Annotated in this window: 21 protein-coding genes and 1 riboswitch; of the genes, 20 read left to right on the top strand and 1 reads right to left on the bottom strand. The window is 73.0% G+C overall.

Annotated features, from left to right (window positions below; translation table 11 throughout):
- Positions 1-21 precede the first annotated feature (21 nt).
- The 10 genes from map to truA all read left to right on the top strand — a co-directional run bounded on the left by map (position 22) and on the right by truA (position 6728).
- On the top strand, positions 22-873 hold the full coding sequence (map, locus tag SLP03_RS07635) for a type I methionyl aminopeptidase (protein ID WP_319459816.1): 852 nt from the start codon (positions 22-24) through the stop codon (positions 871-873).
- Between the two features lie 279 nt (positions 874-1152).
- On the top strand, positions 1153-1707 hold the full coding sequence (locus tag SLP03_RS07630; protein ID WP_319459815.1) for a DUF1707 domain-containing protein: 555 nt from the start codon (positions 1153-1155) through the stop codon (positions 1705-1707).
- A 259-nt stretch (positions 1708-1966) separates the two neighbouring features.
- Positions 1967-2188, top strand: a complete 222-nt coding sequence (gene infA / locus SLP03_RS07625) for a translation initiation factor IF-1 (RefSeq protein WP_007073013.1) — start codon at positions 1967-1969, stop codon at positions 2186-2188.
- A 93-nt stretch (positions 2189-2281) separates the two neighbouring features.
- Positions 2282-2395 (top strand): 50S ribosomal protein L36, encoded by a 114-nt coding sequence (gene rpmJ / locus SLP03_RS07620; RefSeq protein WP_088952025.1) that lies wholly within the window; start codon positions 2282-2284, stop codon positions 2393-2395.
- A gap of 266 nt (positions 2396-2661) precedes the next feature.
- Positions 2662-3042 (top strand): 30S ribosomal protein S13, encoded by a 381-nt coding sequence (gene rpsM / locus SLP03_RS07615; protein WP_319459814.1) that lies wholly within the window; start codon positions 2662-2664, stop codon positions 3040-3042.
- 18 nt (positions 3043-3060) lie between these two features.
- A complete protein-coding gene (rpsK, locus tag SLP03_RS07610; RefSeq protein ID WP_030329919.1) occupies positions 3061-3468 on the top strand; it encodes a 30S ribosomal protein S11 in 408 nt (135 codons plus the stop codon).
- Between the two features lie 14 nt (positions 3469-3482).
- Positions 3483-4109, top strand: a complete 627-nt coding sequence (rpsD, locus tag SLP03_RS07605) for a 30S ribosomal protein S4 (RefSeq protein ID WP_319459813.1) — start codon at positions 3483-3485, stop codon at positions 4107-4109.
- A gap of 96 nt (positions 4110-4205) precedes the next feature.
- Positions 4206-5228: a DNA-directed RNA polymerase subunit alpha gene (locus SLP03_RS07600; RefSeq protein ID WP_007073009.1), complete on the top strand. Its 1023-nt coding sequence runs from the start codon at positions 4206-4208 to the stop codon at positions 5226-5228.
- 34 nt (positions 5229-5262) lie between these two features.
- On the top strand, positions 5263-5820 hold the full coding sequence (rplQ, locus tag SLP03_RS07595) for a 50S ribosomal protein L17 (RefSeq protein WP_319459812.1): 558 nt from the start codon (positions 5263-5265) through the stop codon (positions 5818-5820).
- A gap of 74 nt (positions 5821-5894) precedes the next feature.
- The gene (gene truA / locus SLP03_RS07590; protein WP_319459811.1) at positions 5895-6728 is read left to right on the top strand and encodes a tRNA pseudouridine(38-40) synthase TruA; all 834 of its coding nucleotides are present in this window, start codon (positions 5895-5897) and stop codon (positions 6726-6728) included.
- A gap of 48 nt (positions 6729-6776) precedes the next feature.
- Here the strand turns inward: truA and SLP03_RS07585 are convergent, their stop codons facing one another.
- Positions 6777-7877: a hypothetical protein gene (locus tag SLP03_RS07585; RefSeq protein WP_319459810.1), complete on the bottom strand. Its 1101-nt coding sequence runs from the start codon at positions 7875-7877 to the stop codon at positions 6777-6779.
- Positions 7878-8004: 127 nt separating this feature from the next.
- On the opposite strand from SLP03_RS07585, the gene SLP03_RS07580 reads away from it, so the two are divergent.
- The 10 genes from SLP03_RS07580 to thiC form a co-directional block, all read left to right on the top strand.
- Positions 8005-8610, top strand: a complete 606-nt coding sequence (locus SLP03_RS07580; RefSeq protein ID WP_319459925.1) for a class I SAM-dependent methyltransferase — start codon at positions 8005-8007, stop codon at positions 8608-8610.
- A gap of 41 nt (positions 8611-8651) precedes the next feature.
- Entirely contained in the window at positions 8652-10331 is a 1680-nt protein-coding gene (locus SLP03_RS07575; RefSeq protein WP_319459809.1) for an ATP-binding cassette domain-containing protein, read from the top strand.
- Positions 10332-10394: 63 nt separating this feature from the next.
- The gene (locus SLP03_RS07570; protein ID WP_319459808.1) at positions 10395-11357 is read left to right on the top strand and encodes an aldo/keto reductase; all 963 of its coding nucleotides are present in this window, start codon (positions 10395-10397) and stop codon (positions 11355-11357) included.
- Between the two features lie 243 nt (positions 11358-11600).
- Positions 11601-11709, top strand: a riboswitch (TPP riboswitch).
- Complete coding sequence (gene thiE, locus SLP03_RS07565; RefSeq protein WP_319459807.1) at positions 11704-12330, top strand: thiamine phosphate synthase; 627 nt, start codon at positions 11704-11706, stop codon at positions 12328-12330. Its footprint overlaps the riboswitch before it by 6 nt.
- Positions 12324-13418 (top strand): glycine oxidase ThiO, encoded by a 1095-nt coding sequence (thiO, locus tag SLP03_RS07560; protein WP_319459806.1) that lies wholly within the window; start codon positions 12324-12326, stop codon positions 13416-13418. Before thiE ends, thiO begins: the two co-directional genes overlap by 7 nt.
- Positions 13409-13609: a sulfur carrier protein ThiS gene (gene thiS / locus SLP03_RS07555; RefSeq protein WP_319459805.1), complete on the top strand. Its 201-nt coding sequence runs from the start codon at positions 13409-13411 to the stop codon at positions 13607-13609. Before thiO ends, thiS begins: the two co-directional genes overlap by 10 nt.
- Positions 13606-14385 (top strand): thiazole synthase, encoded by a 780-nt coding sequence (locus SLP03_RS07550; protein WP_319459804.1) that lies wholly within the window; start codon positions 13606-13608, stop codon positions 14383-14385. Before thiS ends, SLP03_RS07550 begins: the two co-directional genes overlap by 4 nt.
- Positions 14386-14390: 5 nt before the next feature.
- Positions 14391-15026 carry a thiamine phosphate synthase gene (locus tag SLP03_RS07545; protein ID WP_319459924.1) on the top strand — a complete coding sequence of 212 codons (636 nt, stop codon included), beginning with the start codon at positions 14391-14393 and terminating at the stop codon, positions 15024-15026.
- Positions 15023-15811, top strand: a complete 789-nt coding sequence (gene thiD, locus SLP03_RS07540; protein ID WP_319459803.1) for a bifunctional hydroxymethylpyrimidine kinase/phosphomethylpyrimidine kinase — start codon at positions 15023-15025, stop codon at positions 15809-15811. The genes SLP03_RS07545 and thiD overlap by 4 nt, the downstream gene beginning before the upstream one ends.
- A 17-nt stretch (positions 15812-15828) precedes the next feature.
- Positions 15829-17392, top strand: a 1564-nt coding sequence (gene thiC, locus SLP03_RS07535; RefSeq protein WP_319459802.1) for a phosphomethylpyrimidine synthase ThiC, incomplete at its 3' end; no start/stop codon positions are given.

Genomic DNA, 17392 nt, shown 5'->3' with positions numbered 1-17392 from the left:
CGACGAAAGGTAACGGCTCCGATGCGTCGTCCCCAGCTGGACATCCAGCTGAAGACCCCCGACCAGATCGAGAAGATGCGGGCCGCCGGTCTGGTGGTCGCCCGTGCGCTGCGGCTGATGCGGGAGGCGGTCGCCCCCGGCGTCAGCACCGCCGACCTGGACGCGATCGCCGAGTCGACCATCCGCGAGGCCGGCGCGATCCCGTCGTTCCAGGGCTACCACGGCTTCCCGGCGTCCATCTGCTCCTCGGTCAACGAGCAGGTCGTGCACGCGATCCCGTCGTCGCAGCAGGTGCTCCGCGAAGGGGATCTGATCTCGATCGACTGCGGCGCCGTGCTGAACGGCTGGCACGGGGACGCCGCCATCACCGTCGGGGTCGGCGAGGTGGAGCCGGCCCTGCTGAAGATGGCTGTGGTCGCCGAGGACGCGATGTGGGCCGGGATCGCCGCGGCCGCCCGGGGCGCGGCCAGCGGCAAGGGGCGGCTCACCGACATCTCGCACGCGGTGGAGAACGCGGTCCGCAAGGGCGGCCGGTACGGCATCGTCGACGGGTACGGCGGCCACGGCATCGGCACCGAGATGCATCAGGACCCGCACGTGCTCAACCACGGGCGGCCGGGCAAGGGTCCCCGCCTCGTACCCGGGCTGGCGCTGGCGATCGAGCCGATGATCACCATGGGCTCGCCGCGCACGGTGGAACTCGCCGACGGCTGGACCGTGGTGACCCGGGACGGGTCGATGGCGGTGCACGTCGAGCACTCGATGGCACTGCTGGACGATGGCGTCTGGGTGCTGACCGCCGAGGACGGCGGCCGCGCCCGCCTCGGCGGCCTGGTGACCTCTCGCCAGGCGGCCGAGTCCCCGGCCCGCTGACGGCCCACCTTCGACCAGCCTTCGGGTCCGGGAGGCTGCCGGCGCCCGGTCCGGTGCGGGCCCACCCGCCGGGTCCCGGCGGAGGAGCGGCTCGCCCCGCCGTTCTGGGCGGTTGAGCCGCGGGCGCTGTGGAGCTGATGTCGCGAACGCCTCGGCTCGGCCCTGGCGGTGAGGGTCGGCGACGGCGCTCCGGGCCGACCCGTCCCGGTTGTCCGGATCCGATGACCGCTGCAGCGGCCCGGTGGGGGACGGTGGCGGACCGGTGGCATGCTTGCCGGCATGGAGGGGCGGGACGGGATGCGGGCGGCCGACGCGGACCGGCAGCACGCGGCGGAACGGCTCCGGGTCGCGCTCGAAGAGGGCCGGATCGACCTGTACGAGTACGACGAGCGGCTGCAACGGACCTACGGCGCGAAGACGTACGGGGAACTGGGCGAGGTGCTTGCAGACCTTCCCGGACCGGCACCGCTGGAGCGCTCGGCGCTGGCGCCGCGTCAGCCGGACCCGGCCCACGTCGCCGCGGCCGGGCCCGTGCCGCCGCCGGCGGCGCCGGCGTCCGGACCGGTGCCGTCCGGCGTCCGGACCGGCTGGCTGCTCGAGGTGTGGATGCCCTGGCTGCGGGTGGCGGCGATCCTGAGCGCGATCTGGGTGCTGTCCGCCGTCGGCGCCCGGGAACTGGTCTTCTTCTGGCCGCTCTGGGTGGTCGGGCCGTGGGGCGCACTGCTGCTGATGCGGACGGCGGGCGGCCTGACGACGGGTGAGCCTCGACACTGGGACCGCCGGCGGGACCGCCGCCGGGCCCGCCGGCAGGCCCGGCGGGCGGGGGAGCGGTAGCGTCGTCGCTCCTCGTGACGTCGCGCGCGCCGGGTGTCCGTTTTCCCCGGGCGGGTGACGAGCCGGGCGGCCGGTTTGGCGACGGCCGGCAGGCGGGCGTACACTTTCAGATCGGCGCACAGCGTCCACTCCGGCATGCCCGCCCTGCGCTTCGGTGGGAGTCGGAGCCGCGGCTGGCTCGGGCCCGGCGATTTTCGTCGGAGCTCGAGTAAGACGTTGTGGGCCGTCCGGAGTAACCGACGTCAGGACAGCGGAGGACATGCCGAAAAAAGACGGAGCCATCGAGATCGAGGGTCGGGTCATCGAGCCCCTGCCGAACGCCATGTTCCGGGTGGAGCTCGCGAACGGTCACAAGGTCCTGGCTCACATCAGCGGCAAGATGCGGCAGCACTACATCCGCATCCTGCCGGAGGACCGGGTCGTCGTCGAACTCTCGCCGTACGACCTGACCCGCGGGCGCATCGTCTACCGCTACAAGTAAGCCTGACGGCGGCCGGGAACGTCCCCGTGTCCGTCTTCGACGTCCGGCGTCGCGCGTCGCGCGTCTCCGGGCCAGATGGGAAGTAAGGCAACCGTGAAGGTCAAGCCGAGCGTCAAGAGGATCTGCCAGAAGTGCCGGGTTATCCGCCGGCACGGCCGGGTCATGGTCATCTGCAGCGACCCGCGCCACAAGCAGCGCCAGGGCTGAACCATTTCCGCCGGCCGTGACACGGCCGGTCGGATCGGTCCGGGCGTCGCAGATCCCGACAGCACATCACCAGCTCGTCCCAGCCGCGAGCGGTACGCAGCGCGTACCACCTCGTGGTTGACCCCCGGTCGGAGGCCGGGGCCCGCTCGGGCAGCGGCCGATCCCGGTCGCCGGCGCTGACAAGCGCCGGAAAGACGGGAGACGCCGGTAGCGGGGAGGGACGGGTCCACACCTCCGCCACAACATCACGAGGAGTACGCCCGCACATGGCACGTCTAGTCGGCGTGGACCTCCCCCGCGAAAAGCGGCTGGAGATCGCGCTCACCTACATCTTCGGGGTCGGTCGTACCCGCGCCCTGGAGACGCTCGCTGCCACCGGCATCTCGCCGGACAAGCGCGCTCGGGACCTCACGGACGAGGAGCTGGTCCAGCTCCGCAACCACATTGAGGGCAACTACAAGGTTGAAGGCGACCTGCGCCGCGAGGTCGCCTCTGACATCCGCCGCAAGGTCGAGATCGGCTGCTACGCCGGCATCCGGCACCGCCGGGGCCTGCCCGTGCGTGGCCAGCGGACCAAGACCAATGCGCGGACCCGGAAGGGCCCGAAGCGGACCGTCGCCGGCAAGAAGAAGCCCGGCAAGAAGTAACTAGGAGCGCACAGACTTATGCCACCGAAGGCTCGTGCCGGAGCCGCTGTCAAGAAGGTCCGGCGCAAGGAACGCAAGAACGTCGCCCACGGGCAGGCGCACATCAAGAGCACCTTCAACAACACCATCGTGTCCATCACGGACCCGACCGGTGCGGTCATCTCCTGGGCCTCCGCGGGCCAGGTTGGCTTCAAGGGCTCCCGCAAGTCGACCCCGTTCGCCGCGCAGCTCGCCGCCGAGGCCGCCGCGCGTCGGGCGATGGAGCACGGCATGCGCAAGGTCGACGTGTTCGTCAAGGGTCCCGGCTCCGGCCGGGAAACCGCCATCCGTTCGCTGCAGGCCGTGGGCCTCGAGGTCGGTCAGATCGCCGACGTCACCCCGCAGCCGCACAACGGGTGCCGTCCGCCGAAGCGTCGCCGGGTCTGAGAGGTTAGAGAGAGATGGCTCGTTACACCGGTGCTGACTGCCGCCGTTGCCGGCGGGAGAAGATGAAGCTGTTCCTCAAGGGCAGCAAGTGCGATGGTCCGAAATGCCCGTTCGAGTCCCGGCCGTTCCCGCCCGGGCAGCACGGCCGCGGTCGGACCAAGGAGACGGAGTACCTGCTCCAGCTCCGTGAGAAGCAGAAGGCCCGCCGCGTCTACGGCGTGCTGGAGAAGCAGTTCCGCGGTTACTACGAGGAGGCCGTGGCCAAGCAGGCCAAGACCGGTGAGGTCCTCCTGCAGATCCTCGAGTCGCGGCTGGACAACGTTGTTTACCGGGCTGGCTATGCGCACTCGCGTGACATGGCCCGCCAGCTGGTCAAGCACGGCCACTTCGTGGTGAACGGCAAGAAGGTCGACATCCCGTCGTACCGCGTCAAGGAGCACGACATCATCGAGGTCCGGGGCAAGAGCAAGGAACTCACCCCGTTCGTCGTCGCGCAGGCCCAGGCGGGTTCGCGGGCGGTTCCGGCCTGGCTCGAGGCCATTCCGAGCCAGATGAAGGTGCTCGTGCACTCGCTCCCGGCCCGGCAGGTCATCGACACGCAGGTCCAGGAGCAGCTGATCGTCGAGCTCTACTCCAAGTAGGGGTTCGTTGCGGTGGCCCGCCCCCCGGGGCGGGCCACCGGAACAGTTTGTGTCGTGGGCGTCAAATAGCGGGCGTCCCGGAAGAGAAGAGAAGAAATGCTCATCAGCCAGCGACCGTCTCTCTCCGAAGAGTCGATCAACGAGACCCGCTCCCGGTTCACCATCGAGCCGCTGGAGCCGGGCTTCGGCTACACCCTGGGCAACTCGCTGCGTCGTACGCTGCTGTCGTCCATCCCGGGCGCGGCGGTCACGTCGATCAAGATCGACGGGGTGCTGCACGAGTTCACCACGATCCCCGGTGTCAAGGAGGACGTGGTCGAGCTCGTCATGAACATCAAGGAGCTCTGCGTCAGCTCCGAGCACGACGAGCCGGTCAGCATGTACCTGCGCAAGCAGGGCCCGGGCGACGTGACCGCCGGTGACATCCAGCCCCCGGCCGGTGTCTCGGTGCACAACCCGGACCTGAAGCTCGCCACCCTGAACGGCAAGGGCCGGCTCGACATGGAGCTCACCGTCGAGCGGGGCCGGGGCTACGTCACGGCCGCGCAGAACAAGCAGGCCGGCGCCGAGATCGGCCGGATCCCGGTCGACTCGATCTACTCGCCGGTGCTCAAGGTGACGTACCGCGTCGAGGCGACCCGCGTCGAGCAGCGGACCGACTTCGACCGGCTGATCATCGACGTCGAGACCAAGCCGTCGATGGGCCCGCGTACCGCGCTGGCCTCGGCCGGCTCGACGCTGGTGGAGCTCTTCGGGCTGGCCCGGGAGCTGGACGAGACCGCCGAGGGCATCGACATCGGGCCGTCCCCGCAGGACGCCCAGCTGGCGGCGGACCTGGCCCTGCCGATCGAGGAGCTGGACCTCACCGTCCGCTCCTACAACTGCCTCAAGCGCGAGGGCATCAACTCCGTTGGTGAGCTCATCGGGCGTACCGAGGCCGACCTCCTCGACATCCGGAATTTCGGTCAGAAGTCGATCGACGAGGTCAAGATGAAGCTCGCCGGGATGGGTCTCGGGCTGAAGGACTCGGCTCCGAACTTCGACCCGGCGCACGTCGTGGACGCCTTTGGCGAGGCCGACTACGACACCGACGACTACCGCGAGACCGAGCAGCTCTAGTCCGCGCTGCCGCCACACCTGAGGAGCACCAAGCATGCCCACGCCCACCAAGGGCCCCCGCCTCGGCGGCAGCCCCGCGCACGAGCGGCTGATGCTGGCCAACCTGGCCATGTCGCTGTTCCAGCACGGCAAGATCAAGACCACCGAGACGAAGGCCCGGCGGCTGCGTCCGCTCGCCGAGCAGCTCATCACCAAGGCCAAGCGCGGTGACCTCGCCTCGCGGCGGCGGGTGCTGGGTGTCGTCAAGGACAAGGACGTGGTCTACGCCCTGTTCGACCAGATCGCGCCCCGGTACGCCAACCGCAACGGCGGCTACACCCGGATCGTGAAGACCGGCCCGCGCAAGGGCGACAACGCTCCCATGGCGATCATCGAACTGGTCGAGGAGCTGCAGGTCGCCGAGCCCAAGGTGAACAAGAAGACCGCCGCACGCAAGGCGGCGCAGCAGGACAAGGTCGAGGCGCTGGCTCCGGCCGAGGAGGCCCCGCAGGCGGCCCAGGCCGACCAGGACTCCGAGGCGCCGGTCTCGGCGTCCGGTGACACCGACGCCGCCCGCGAGGACAGCGACGAGGCCACCGAGAACAAGGCCTGAGCACAGGCAGCATCGCCGGGCCCGGCATCCCTTCCTGGGGTGCCGGGCCCGACGCCGTGAACGGGAGGTACGAGGTGGACGAGCGGACCCGGCTGCGGCTGGACGTCTCGTACGACGGCACCGACTTCTCCGGCTGGGCCGCCCAGCCGACCCGGCGTACGGTCGCCGGTGTCCTCACCGGGACGCTGGACCTGGTCCTCGGCGCGGGCACCGCGACCGGGTTGACCGTGGCCGGCCGGACGGATGCCGGCGTGCACGCCACCGGGCAGGTCTGTCACCTCGACCTGCCCAGCGGCGTCTGGCGGGAGCACGACGGGCGGCTGCTGCGCCGGCTGGCCCGGCTGCTCCCCACCGACGTGCGGGTACGCGCGATGACCGAGGTGCCCGCCGACTTCGACGCCCGCTTCTCGGCGACCTTCCGCCGCTACGAGTACCGGGTCACCGACGCGCCGTGGGGCGCCGAGCCGCTGCGCCGGCGGGACACCCTGGCCTGGCCCAAGCCGCTCGACCTGGCAGCGCTGAACGCCGCCGCGGCCGGCCTCGTCGGGGAGCACGACTTCGCCGCGTACTGCCGGCGGAAGGAGAACGCCACCACGCTGCGCGAGGTGACCCGGCTGGACTGGCGGCGGGACCCGGACGGGATCCTGGTCGCCACCGTCCAGGCCGACGCCTTCTGCCAGGCGATGGTGCGCAGCCTGGTCGGCGCGATGCTGGTGGCCGGGGACCGCCGCCGCCCCGTCGAGTGGCCGGCGAGCCTGCTCACCCGCCGGGAACGTTCCAGCGAGGTCACCGTGGCCGCGGCGCACGGGCTGACCCTGGTCGCGGTCGGTTACCCCGACGACCCGGCCGAGTACGCCCGCCGCGCCGACCTGACCCGCCGGCTCCGGGTGCCGGTCGTCGAGGGCTGACGGTTCGCGGTCGCCGGCCACGGGGGCGGCGGGCCGCCGTGTCGGTGGTCAGTTGCCGGGAAGCTGCTGGCCGCGGGTGCCCTGCTGGGTGGCGGTGCCGTTCGGCGGGGCGTCGGTGGGCTGGCTGGCCACGCCGCCGTTCGCCCGCCGCTCCAGCACCCCGCGGTTGAGGTGCACCTCGATCATGTCGTACAGGATCTCGCGAACCTTGGCGTCGGTGGCGCTGATCCGCTCCCCGTCGGCCCGGGTCACCACGCAGTACGCGATGTAGTGGCCGCGTACCTGCCAACCGACCCGTGCGGCCGCGTTCGCCACGGCCTCGGTGCCGTCGCCGGCCGGCATGCCCCCGAAGCGGCCCTGCCGCTCGTCGAGTATCTGCCGGATCCGGTCGCGGGCCCGCTGGGCGCTGGCCAGGTCGGTCAGGTTGAACAGCCCGGCGGTGAGCAGGTGGTCGTTGTCCGGGGAGCGGAGGGTGGCCCGGACCACCTGGTTGCAGCCGAGCCGGACCAGGAGGTCGGCCACCTCACCGGCCGCCGCGACCGCGCAGCTGCCGCTGGAATCGGTCTTGAGTACCCGGTAGGCCGGCTGGCCGTCGGTGACCACCAGTGCCGTGCCGGGGAAGACCTCCTTGGCGGTCAGCGCGAGCTGGTCGGTGTCCCGGGAGTTGAGGTCGGACCCGTCGTCCGGCGCGGCCGACTGCTCCACCACGGGCTGGTTGGTCGGCGCGGTGCCCTGCGGCGTGGCGGCCCGGTCCTGGAGCACGGCGGCGGCGGCCAGCCCGCAGAGGGCGAGCAGCATCAGGACGGCCGCGCCGCCGATCAGCACCTGCCAGGTCCGGCCGCCCCGGCGGTTGCGGTCGGCGCGACGGGACCGGGGCAGGCCCAGCGGCTGACTCGTGTCGTACACCTGGGTCCGGGGCGCCGCCGTGCGCGGGTCGGACGTCGCCGCCGGGGGGTGCGGTGCGCTGGTGGGCGCCGGCGGCGCTACCGGGACGGTCGCCCGGGCCGGTGGCGCAAGTAACGGGGCGGGGAAACGGGACGGGGAGGGCCCCGCGGGCGGAGGCGCACCGGCGCCGAGCATCGACGGGTCGGACCCGTGCTCCGGGTACTCCAGGAAGGCGTCCTCATCGGACTCGTACCGATACACCATGTGGCACACAGTAGGACTGATCGTCCCTTTAGGGGGTAATATTGGGGAATTCCGGCGGAGGTGGCGTTTCTTGCTGTGCGTCACGCCGTCGACCGGCCCCCGTCGGGTCGGTGCGACAATGCCGGACGTGACCGGCGACCACTACTTCACCGCTGAACCCACGACCGCCGCCCAGCCGCGCGAGGTCGAGTTCTCCGTCGCCGGGCGCGACTTCACCCTCACCTCGGCCGGGGGCGTCTTCTCCGCCGACCGCCTCGACCCCGGCACCGCGGTGCTGCTGCGCAAGGCGGAGCTGCCGTCCACCGACGCCGCCGGTCCGCTGCTCGACCTGGGGTGCGGGTTCGGCCCGATCACCTGCGTGCTCGCCACCTGCGCCCCGGACGCCACCGTCTGGGCGGTCGACGTCAACGAACGGGCCCGCGAACTCACCGCCGCCAACGCCGCGCGGGTCGGCGCGGCCGACCGGGTGCGGGTGGCGGCCCCGGACGACGTCCCGGCGGATCTCGCCTTCGCCGAGCTCTGGTCCAACCCGCCGATCCGGATCGGCAAGGCCGAGCTGCACGAGCTGCTGCGCCGCTGGCTGCCCCGGCTTGCTCCGGACGGCGTCGCCTGGCTGGTCGTCGCCCGGCACCTCGGCGGCGACTCGCTGCACCGCTGGCTCGTCGAGGAGGGCTGGCAGGTGGACCGGCGCGCCAGCCAGAAGGGCTACCGGGTGTTGCGGGTCACCCGGTAATCGAGTGTCGCCCGCCCCGGCCGCTCGGGCAGGATGCCCGCGTGGGATACGTGGATGTGGCGGGGGTCGGGCACATCCTGCCCGACGGCCGGGAACTCTTCGCCGAGGTGTCGTTCCGGGTCGGTGAGGGTGCCAAGGTCGCCCTGGTCGGCCCGAACGGCGCCGGGAAGACCACCTTGTTGCGAATGGTCGCCGGGGACCTGCCGGTGAAGACCGGGGTCGTCGCCCGCGCCGGTGGTCTCGGCGTGATGCGGCAGTTCATCGGCATGATCGGCGACGAGTCGACGCTCGCCGACCTGGCGCTCTCGCTGGCGCCGCCAGCGCTGCGCGACGCCGGCCGCCGGCTCGCCGACACCGAGACGGCCATGCGGGCGGCCGAGCTGCGCGGCAAGTACAGCACCGCCGCCGGCAAGGCCCAGCTGGCGTACGCGGACGCGCTGGCCGCCTGGGGCGAGGCCGGCGGGTACGACGTCGAGGTGCTCTTCGACACCGTCACCACCATCGTGCTCGACCTGCCCTGGGACGCCGCCCGGGAACGTCCGGTCCGGACCCTCTCCGGCGGCCAACAGAAGCGCTTCGCCCTGGAACTGCTGCTGCGCGGCACCGAGGAGGTGCTGCTCCTCGACGAGCCGGACAACTTCCTCGACGTGCCCGGCAAGCGCTGGCTGGAGGCGCGGCTGCGCGAGTCCGGCAAGTCGGTGCTCTACGTCTCGCACGACCGGGAGCTGCTGGCGCAGACCGCCGACCGGGTGGTCGCGGTGGAGGGCGGCAGCGCCTGGGTGCACCCGGGTGGCTTCGCCAGCTGGCACGACGCCCGGACGGCCCGGCACGCCCGCCTCGACGAGCTGCGCAAACGCTGGGACGAGGAGCACCAGAAGCTGCGCGAGCTGGTGCTGATGTACAAGCAGAAGGCCGCGTACAACTCCGACATGGCGTCGCGCTACCAGTCGGCGCAGACCCGGTTGCGCAGGTTCGAGGAGGCCGGGCCGCCGCCCGTACCCCCGAAGGACCAGGACATCCGGATGCGCCTGTCCGGCGGGCGGACCGGCAAGCGCGCGGTGATCTGCGAGCAGCTCGAGCTGGACGGCCTGACCTACCCCTTCGACCTGGAGCTCTGGTACGGCGACCGGGTCGCCGTGCTGGGCGCCAACGGGACGGGCAAGTCGCACTTCCTGCGGCTGCTGGCCCGGGGTGGCACCGACCCGGACCCGGCCAACGGCCCGGTCGACGGCGCGGCCGCGTTGGCGCCGGTCACCCATGACGGGGTGGTCCGGCTCGGCGCGCGGGTCCGCCCCGGGCACTTCTCGCAGACCCACGACCGGCCGGAGCTGATGGCGAAGAACCTCGTCGAGATCCTCTGGCGGGGTGACGACCACCGGGCCGGGATGGACCGGCACGGGGCGATGGCGGTGCTGAGCCGGTACGAGCTGGCCGGGCAGGGCGACCAGCGCTTCGGCACCCTCTCCGGCGGGCAGCAGGCCCGCTTCCTGGTGCTGCTGCTGGAGTTGTCCGGGGCGACCCTGCTGCTGCTGGACGAGCCGACCGACAACCTCGATCTGGCCTCCGCCGAGGCGCTGGAGGCGGGGCTGGCCGCGTTCGAGGGAACGGTCGTCGCGGTGACCCACGACCGGTGGTTCACCCGATCGTTCGACCGGTTCGTGCTGTTCGGGGGCGACGGCGAGGTGGTGGAGACCCCGGAGCCGGTCTGGGACGTGAGGTGACCGGCGCCGGGTGCCGTGGAGTGGTGGGCGACTGCCCGGTGGCCCCCGACGGGCGGGCATAGGGTGGATCTCGTGACTGAGATGACCTTCCGCCGGCTGGGCGACTCCGGACTCGTGGTGTCCGTGGTCGGCATCGGCTGCAACAACTTCGGCCGCAAGCTCGACCTCGACGGCACCCGGGCGGTGGTCGATGCCGCCCTCGACGCCGGGATCAACTTCTTCGACACCGCCGACATCTACGGCGAGCCGCAGGGCGCCTCCGAGGAACTGCTCGGCCAGGCGCTCAAGGGCCGCCGGGACGACGTGGTGGTCGCCACCAAGTTCGGCATGGACATGCACGGCCTCAACGGGCCCGACCACGGCGCCCGGGGGGCCCGCCGCTACATCGCCCGCGCCGTCGAGGCGTCGCTGCGCCGGCTCGACACCGACCACATCGACCTGTACCAGATGCACGAGCCCGACCCGGGCACCCCGATCGACGAGACGCTCGCCGCGCTGGACGACCTGGTCCGCGCCGGCAAGGTGCGCTACCTCGGCAACTCCAACTTCGCCGGCTGGCAGATCGCCGACGCCGACTGGACCGCCTCGTCCCAGGGCCGGGCCCGCTTCATCTCCGCACAGAACCACTACTCGCTGCTGGAGCGGTCCGTCGAGGCCGAGGTCATCCCCGCGTGCGAGCGGTTCGGCCTCGGCATGCTGCCGTTCTTCCCGCTGGCCAACGGCCTGCTCACCGGCAAGTACAAGCGCAGCGAGGCGCCGCCCGCCGGCAGCCGGCTCGCCGGCGGCGGCCGGTACGCCGAGCGCCTGGCCGCCGCGGACTGGGACACCATCGAGGCGCTCGAGGCGTACGCCGCGGCGCGTGGGATCACTCTGCTCCAGGTGGCCATCGGCGGGCTGGCCGCCCGCCCGGCGGTGACCTCGGTGATCGCCGGCGCCACCACGCCCGAGCAGGTACGCGCCAACGCCGAGGCGGGCACCTGGCAGCCCACCGACGAGGACCTGGACGCCCTCGACGCCATCCTCTGACCTACCCGGTCCGCCAGCTTTCGCACTGCCGGACGGGACCACCGCGAGAGCGTGATACCTCAGGGGCATCGTGATGCCTTTGAGGTATCACGCTTTTTCGGGGATCGGCCGGTCGCCGGTCAACTGGACAGCATGGCGTGAGCGGTCCGTCACGCGCTGCCCTCACCGTCGACATGCGACGGCCAGTGGGAAATCCGCACCCCGGCCCTTGGCGGATCCGCCCATCCGTCGTACGGTAGGCCGCAAGTGACCCACGGGAGCCCGGTGCGCCGGGCTGAGAGGGGGGCTGAAGCCCCCGACCGTCGAACCTGATCCGGGTAATGCCGGCGCAGGGAGGAGCGTTGCCGTGCCGTCCCTGGGACGACTGCATCTGATCACCGACACCCGGCCCGGGCGGGACCCGCTCGCCGTGCTGCGCGCCGCCCTGCCGGTGGCCCGCGCCGAACTGGTCGTCCAGGTCCGCGTCGAGGACGACGCCACCGACCGGGAGACGTACGAGCTGGCCCGCCGGGTGGTCGCGCTCTGCCGGCCGTACGCGGCGACGTGCCTGGTCAACGACCGGCTGCACGTGGCGCTCGCGGTCGGCGCCGCCGGCGGCCACGTCGGCGCGGAGGACCTGCCGGTACGGGCGGCCCGCCGGGTGCTCGGCTCCGGCGCCGTGCTCGGGGCGACCGCCCGGGAGCCGGGGAGCGCCGCCGCGGCGGCCGCCGCCGGGGCCAGCTACCTGGGCGTGGGCCCCTGCCACCCCACCGGCACCAAGACCGGGCTGCCCGACCCGATCGGCCCCGACGGAGTGCGCGCGGTCGCCGAGGCGGTGGACGTGCCGGTGATCGCCATCGGCGGGGTGACCGCCGCGCGCGTGCCGGCGCTGCGGGCCGCCGGGGCGTACGGGGTGGCGGTGGTCGGAGCGCTCTCCGGGGCCGCGGATCCCACCCGAGCCACCGCCGCCCTGCTCGGGGCGCTGACGTGCTGACCCGACCGGACGTCGCCGTGGTGGGCGCGGGACCGGTCGGGCTGGCCGTCGCCTGGCGCTGCGCGACGCGCGGGCTGCGGGTGGTCGTGCACGATCCGGCCCCGGGCTCCGGGGCGTCGCACGTCGCGGCCGGGATGCTCGCGCCGGTCGCCGAGGCGTACTTCGGGGAGCACGAGCTGACCGGGCTGCTCGCCGAGTCCGCCGCCCGCTGGCCGGGCTTCGCCGCCGAGCTGGCCGAGGCCGCCGGCACCGGCTTCGGGTACCGCACCGAAGGCACCCTCGTCGTCGGGCTCACCGGCGACGACCTGGCCGAGGCGCGCCGGCTGTGGTCGTACCAGCAGGGGTGGGGGCTGCCGATCACGCCGCTGCGCCCGTCGGAGCTGCGGGAGCGCGAGCCGGCGCTGGCGCCGCGGGTGCGCGGCGGCGCGGTCGCCCCCGGCGACCACCAGGTCGACCCGCGGCGGCTGGTCGCCGCGCTGCGCACCGCGGCCGTGCGGGCCGGTGCGGCGCTGGTGCCCGGCGCGGTCCACCGGCTCGCCGACCTGGACGCGCCGGTCGCCGTGGTCGCCGCCGGCTGCGGCGCCGCCGCGCTCACCGGGCTGCCGGTCCGGCCGGTGAAGGGGCAGGTGCTCCGGCTCCGCGCGCCGGGTCGCGGCACACCGGGCTTCCGGCACGTGATCCGGGGGTACGCCGACGGCGAGTCGGTCTACCTGGTGCCCCGGGACAGCGGCGAGGTGGTGGTCGGGGCGACCGTCGAGGAGCGCACCGACGTCGAGGTCACCGCCGGCGCGGTGCTGCGGCTGCTCCGCGCCGCCGTCGACCTGGTCCCCGAGCTGGCCGAGTACGACCTGGTCGAGGCGTCCGCCGGGCTGCGCCCCGGCACCCCGGACAACGCGCCGATCATCGGGCCGCTACCCGGCCGGCCCGGCGTGCTCGCCGCCACCGGGCACCACCGGCACGGCATCGTGCTCACCCCGGTCACCGCCGACCTGGTCACCGAGCTGATCGTCACCGGCGCGGCGGACCCGCTGCTCGCACCCTTCACCCCGGACCGCTTCGTACCTGAGGAGGAGCGCACGTGGAACTGACGGTGAACGGCGTCGGCCGATGCGTACCGGGTGGGGCCACGGTGGCGGACCTGGTCCGGACGGTCACCGACCAGCGGCGCGGGCTCGCGGTCGCGGTGAACGGCGAAGTGGTGCCGCGCGGCGGCTGGCCGGCGACGGTGCTGCGGGACGGTGACCGGGTCGAGGTGCTCAGCGCCGCCCAGGGCGGGTGAGCGTGGTGACCTTCACGATCGGCGGCGAGACGTTCGGCTCGCGGCTCATCCTCGGCACCGGCGGCGCGGCCAACCTGCACGTGCTGGAGCAGGCGGTCCGTGCCTCCGGCACCGAGCTGGTCACCGTGGCGCTGCGCCGGGTCGACACCGCCCCCGGTACGGCTGGCGGGCTGCTCGACCTGCTCGCCCGGTGCGCGGTGAAGCTGCTGCCGAACACCGCCGGCTGCCACACGGCCGGCGAGGCGGTGAAGGTGGCCCACCTGGCCCGGGAGGCGTTCGACACGGACTGGGTGAAGCTGGAGGTGATCGGCGACGAGCGGACGCTGCTGCCCGACGGGGTGGAGCTGCTGCGCGCCGCCGAGGAACTGGTCGCCGACGGGTTCACCGTGCTGCCGTACACCTCGGACGACCCGATCCTGGCCCGCCGGCTGGCCGACGTCGGCTGCGCCGCGGTGATGCCGGCCGGCGCGCCGATCGGCTCCGGGCTGGGCATCTCGAACCCGCACCACATCCGGCTGATCCGGCGAAGCGTGGACGTGCCGGTGATCCTCGACGCCGGCATCGGCACCGCCTCCGACGCGGCGCTCGCCCTGGAACTGGGCTGCGACGCGGTGCTGCTGGCCAGCGCGGTCACCCGGGCCGCCGACCCGGTGGCGATGGCCACCGCGATGCGGTACGCGGTGGAGGCGGGCCGGCTGGCCTTCGGCGCGGGCCGGATCGCCCGCCGCTTCCACGCCCTCGCCTCCACCACCGACGAGGGAAGGCCCGACCTGTGACCGCCCTGTCCCGCGCGGAATCCTCCGCGCCGTCGGGGCTGGTGGTGCTGACCGACCGTTGGCAGGCGCGCCGGCCGTTGCCCGAGGTGGTCGCGGCGGCGGTGGCCGGGGGAGCGCGGTGGGTGGTGCTGCGGGAGAAGGACCTGCCCCGCGTCGACCGCGCCGCTCTCGCCGCCGAGCTGCGCCCCATCCTCACCGAGGCCGGCGGCACCCTGATCGTCGCGGGCCCCGACCCCCTCGACGGAGACGCCGTGCACCTCCCCGCCGCCGGCCCCTACCCACCACCGCGGCACGGACTCGTCGGCCGCTCCTGCCACGACCAGGCGGAGCTGCGAAGGCTGACCACAGAGGACTACGCCACCCTCTCACCCGTCTTCCCCAGCCGGACGAAGCCGGGCCACGGCCCACCGTTGCACCACGCGGGGCTGCGCGAGCTGATCCAGGTCAGCCCCGTGCCGCTCCTCGCCCTGGGTGGCATCGAGACACCGGACCAGGTACACGCCTGCCTGCAAGCGGGAGCCGGCGGAGTGGCGGTGCTCGGCGCGGTGATGCGAGCAGAAGACCCGGTCGAGGCGGTCACCACGCTGATGACGCCCTTCGCGGCGACGCAGCCGCCAACCCGGAAAGGGCGGGAACCATGACCCCGACGACAGTGCTCACCATCGCCGGCTCCGACTCCGGCGGCGGAGCCGGCATCCAGGCCGACCTCAAGGTCTTCGCCGCCCTCGGCGCGTACGGCACCAGCGTCATCACCGCCGTCACCGCGGAGAACACCCGGGGTGTCGACGCCGTCCTGCCGCTGCCGCCCCGCACCGTCACCGCGCAGCTCGACAGCGTGCTCGGGGACTTCCGGGTACGCGCGGTGAAGACCGGCATGCTCGGCACCCCGGCGGTCGCCGACGCGATCGCCGAGGCGGCGAAGGCGGGACGGCTGCCGAACCTGGTCGTCGACCCGGTCCTCGTCGCCACCAGTGGGCACCGGCTCGGCGTGGTGGAGGCGGTCGAGCGGCTGCTGCCGTACGCGGAGGTGGCGACGCCGAACTGCGCGGAGGCCGCAGCCCTCACCGGACGCCCGGTGACCACCGTCGAGGAGATGGTCGCCGCCGCCGAGGCGCTCGCCGCCGGCGGCCCGGCGCACGTCGTGGTCACCGGCGGCGACGTGGACGCGGCCGGCGAGTCGGTCGACGTGCTGGCCGGTGGCGGGCCGACCACGCTGCTGCGCGCGCCGCGGGTGGCCACCCGGCACCACCACGGCACGGGCTGCTCGTTCTCGGCGGCGGTCGCCGTCCGGCTCGCGGCGGGCGACCCGGTGCCGGTCGCGGTCGCCGCCGCCAAGGAGTACGTCACCCGCGCGCTGACCGGCGCGCGGAACTGGGAGCTGGGCGCGGGACATGGCCCGCTGGACCACTTCGGCTGGTCCTGTTGATCACCAGGGAGGCTGTCATGCAGGCACGTCGCAAGGTCTACGTCGAGGGGTCACGGCCGGACGTCCGGGTGCCGTTCGCCGAGGTCGACCTCACCGGGGACAACCCGCCGGTACGCCTCTACGACACGTCGGGGCCGGGCTCCGACCCCGAGCTGGGACTGCCGCCGCTGCGCGGCCCGTGGATCGCCGCGCGCGGCGACGTCGCCCCGGTGCGCGGCGCGGGAACACCGCTGGCCGGCGCGGACGAGAAGCGGCCCACCCAGCTTGCGTACGCCCGGGCCGGGACGGTCACCCCCGAGATGGAGTTCGTGGCGGTCCGGGAGGGGATGACGCCGGACTTCGTCCGGGACGAGATCGCCGCCGGACGGGCGGTGCTGCCGCTCAACGTCAACCACCCCGAGTGCGAACCGGCGATCATCGGCAAGGCGTTCCTGGTGAAGGTGAACGCCAACATCGGCACCTCGGCGGTCACCTCGTCGATCGCCGAGGAGGTGGAGAAGCTGACCTGGGCTACCCGGTGGGGCGCGGACACCGTGATGGACCTGTCGACCGGCAAGCGGATCCACGAGACCCGCGAGGCGATCGTGCGCAACTCGCCCGTCCCGATCGGCACCGTGCCGATCTACCAGGCCCTGGAGAAGGTCGGCGGCGACCCGGTGAAGCTCAGCTGGGAGGTGTTCCGGGAGACCGTCATCGAGCAGGCCGAGCAGGGCGTCGACTACATGACCGTGCACGCCGGGGTGCTGCTGCCGTACGTGCCCCTCGCGGTGGACCGGGTGACCGGGATCGTCTCCCGGGGCGGCTCGATCATGGCGGCCTGGTGCCTGGCGCACCACCAGGAGAACTTCCTCTACACCAACTTCCGCGAACTCTGCGCGATCCTGGCGCGGTACGACGTGACCTTCTCGCTCGGCGACGGGCTGCGGCCCGGCTCCATCGCCGATGCCAACGACGAGGCGCAGTTCGCCGAGCTGCGCACCCTCGGCGAGCTGACCAGGGTCGCCTGGGAGTACGACGTCCAGGTGATGATCGAAGGCCCGGGTCACGTGCCGATGCACAAGATCAAGGAGAACGTGGACCTCCAGCAGGAGTGGTGCCACGAGGCGCCGTTCTACACGCTCGGTCCGCTGACCACCGACATCGCGCCCGCGTACGACCACATCACCTCCGCCATCGGCGCCGCGATGATCGGCATGTTCGGCACCGCGATGCTCTGCTACGTCACCCCGAAGGAGCACCTGGGGCTGCCGGACCGGGACGACGTGAAGGCGGGCGTGATCGCGTACAAGATCGCGGCGCACGCGGCCGACCTGGCCAAGGGGCACCCCGGCGCGCAGGCCTGGGACGACGCGCTGTCGAAGGCCCGGTTCGAGTTCCGCTGGTCCGACCAGTTCAACCTCTCGCTCGACCCGGAGACCGCCCGGTCGTACCACGACGCGACGCTCCCGGCGGAGCCGGCGAAGACCGCGCACTTCTGCTCAATGTGCGGGCCCAAGTTCTGCTCCATGAAGATCACCCAGGAGCTGAAGGAGTACGCCGCCCGGGGCATGAAGGACAAGTCGGAGGAGTTCCTCTCCTCCG

The organism is Micromonospora sp. RTP1Z1, assembly GCF_033804685.1.
In the GTDB taxonomy this organism is placed as follows: domain Bacteria; phylum Actinomycetota; class Actinomycetes; order Mycobacteriales; family Micromonosporaceae; genus Micromonospora.
Note: the sequence above shows the minus strand (reverse complement) of the source record. Positions and strands in the feature narration are given on the sequence as shown.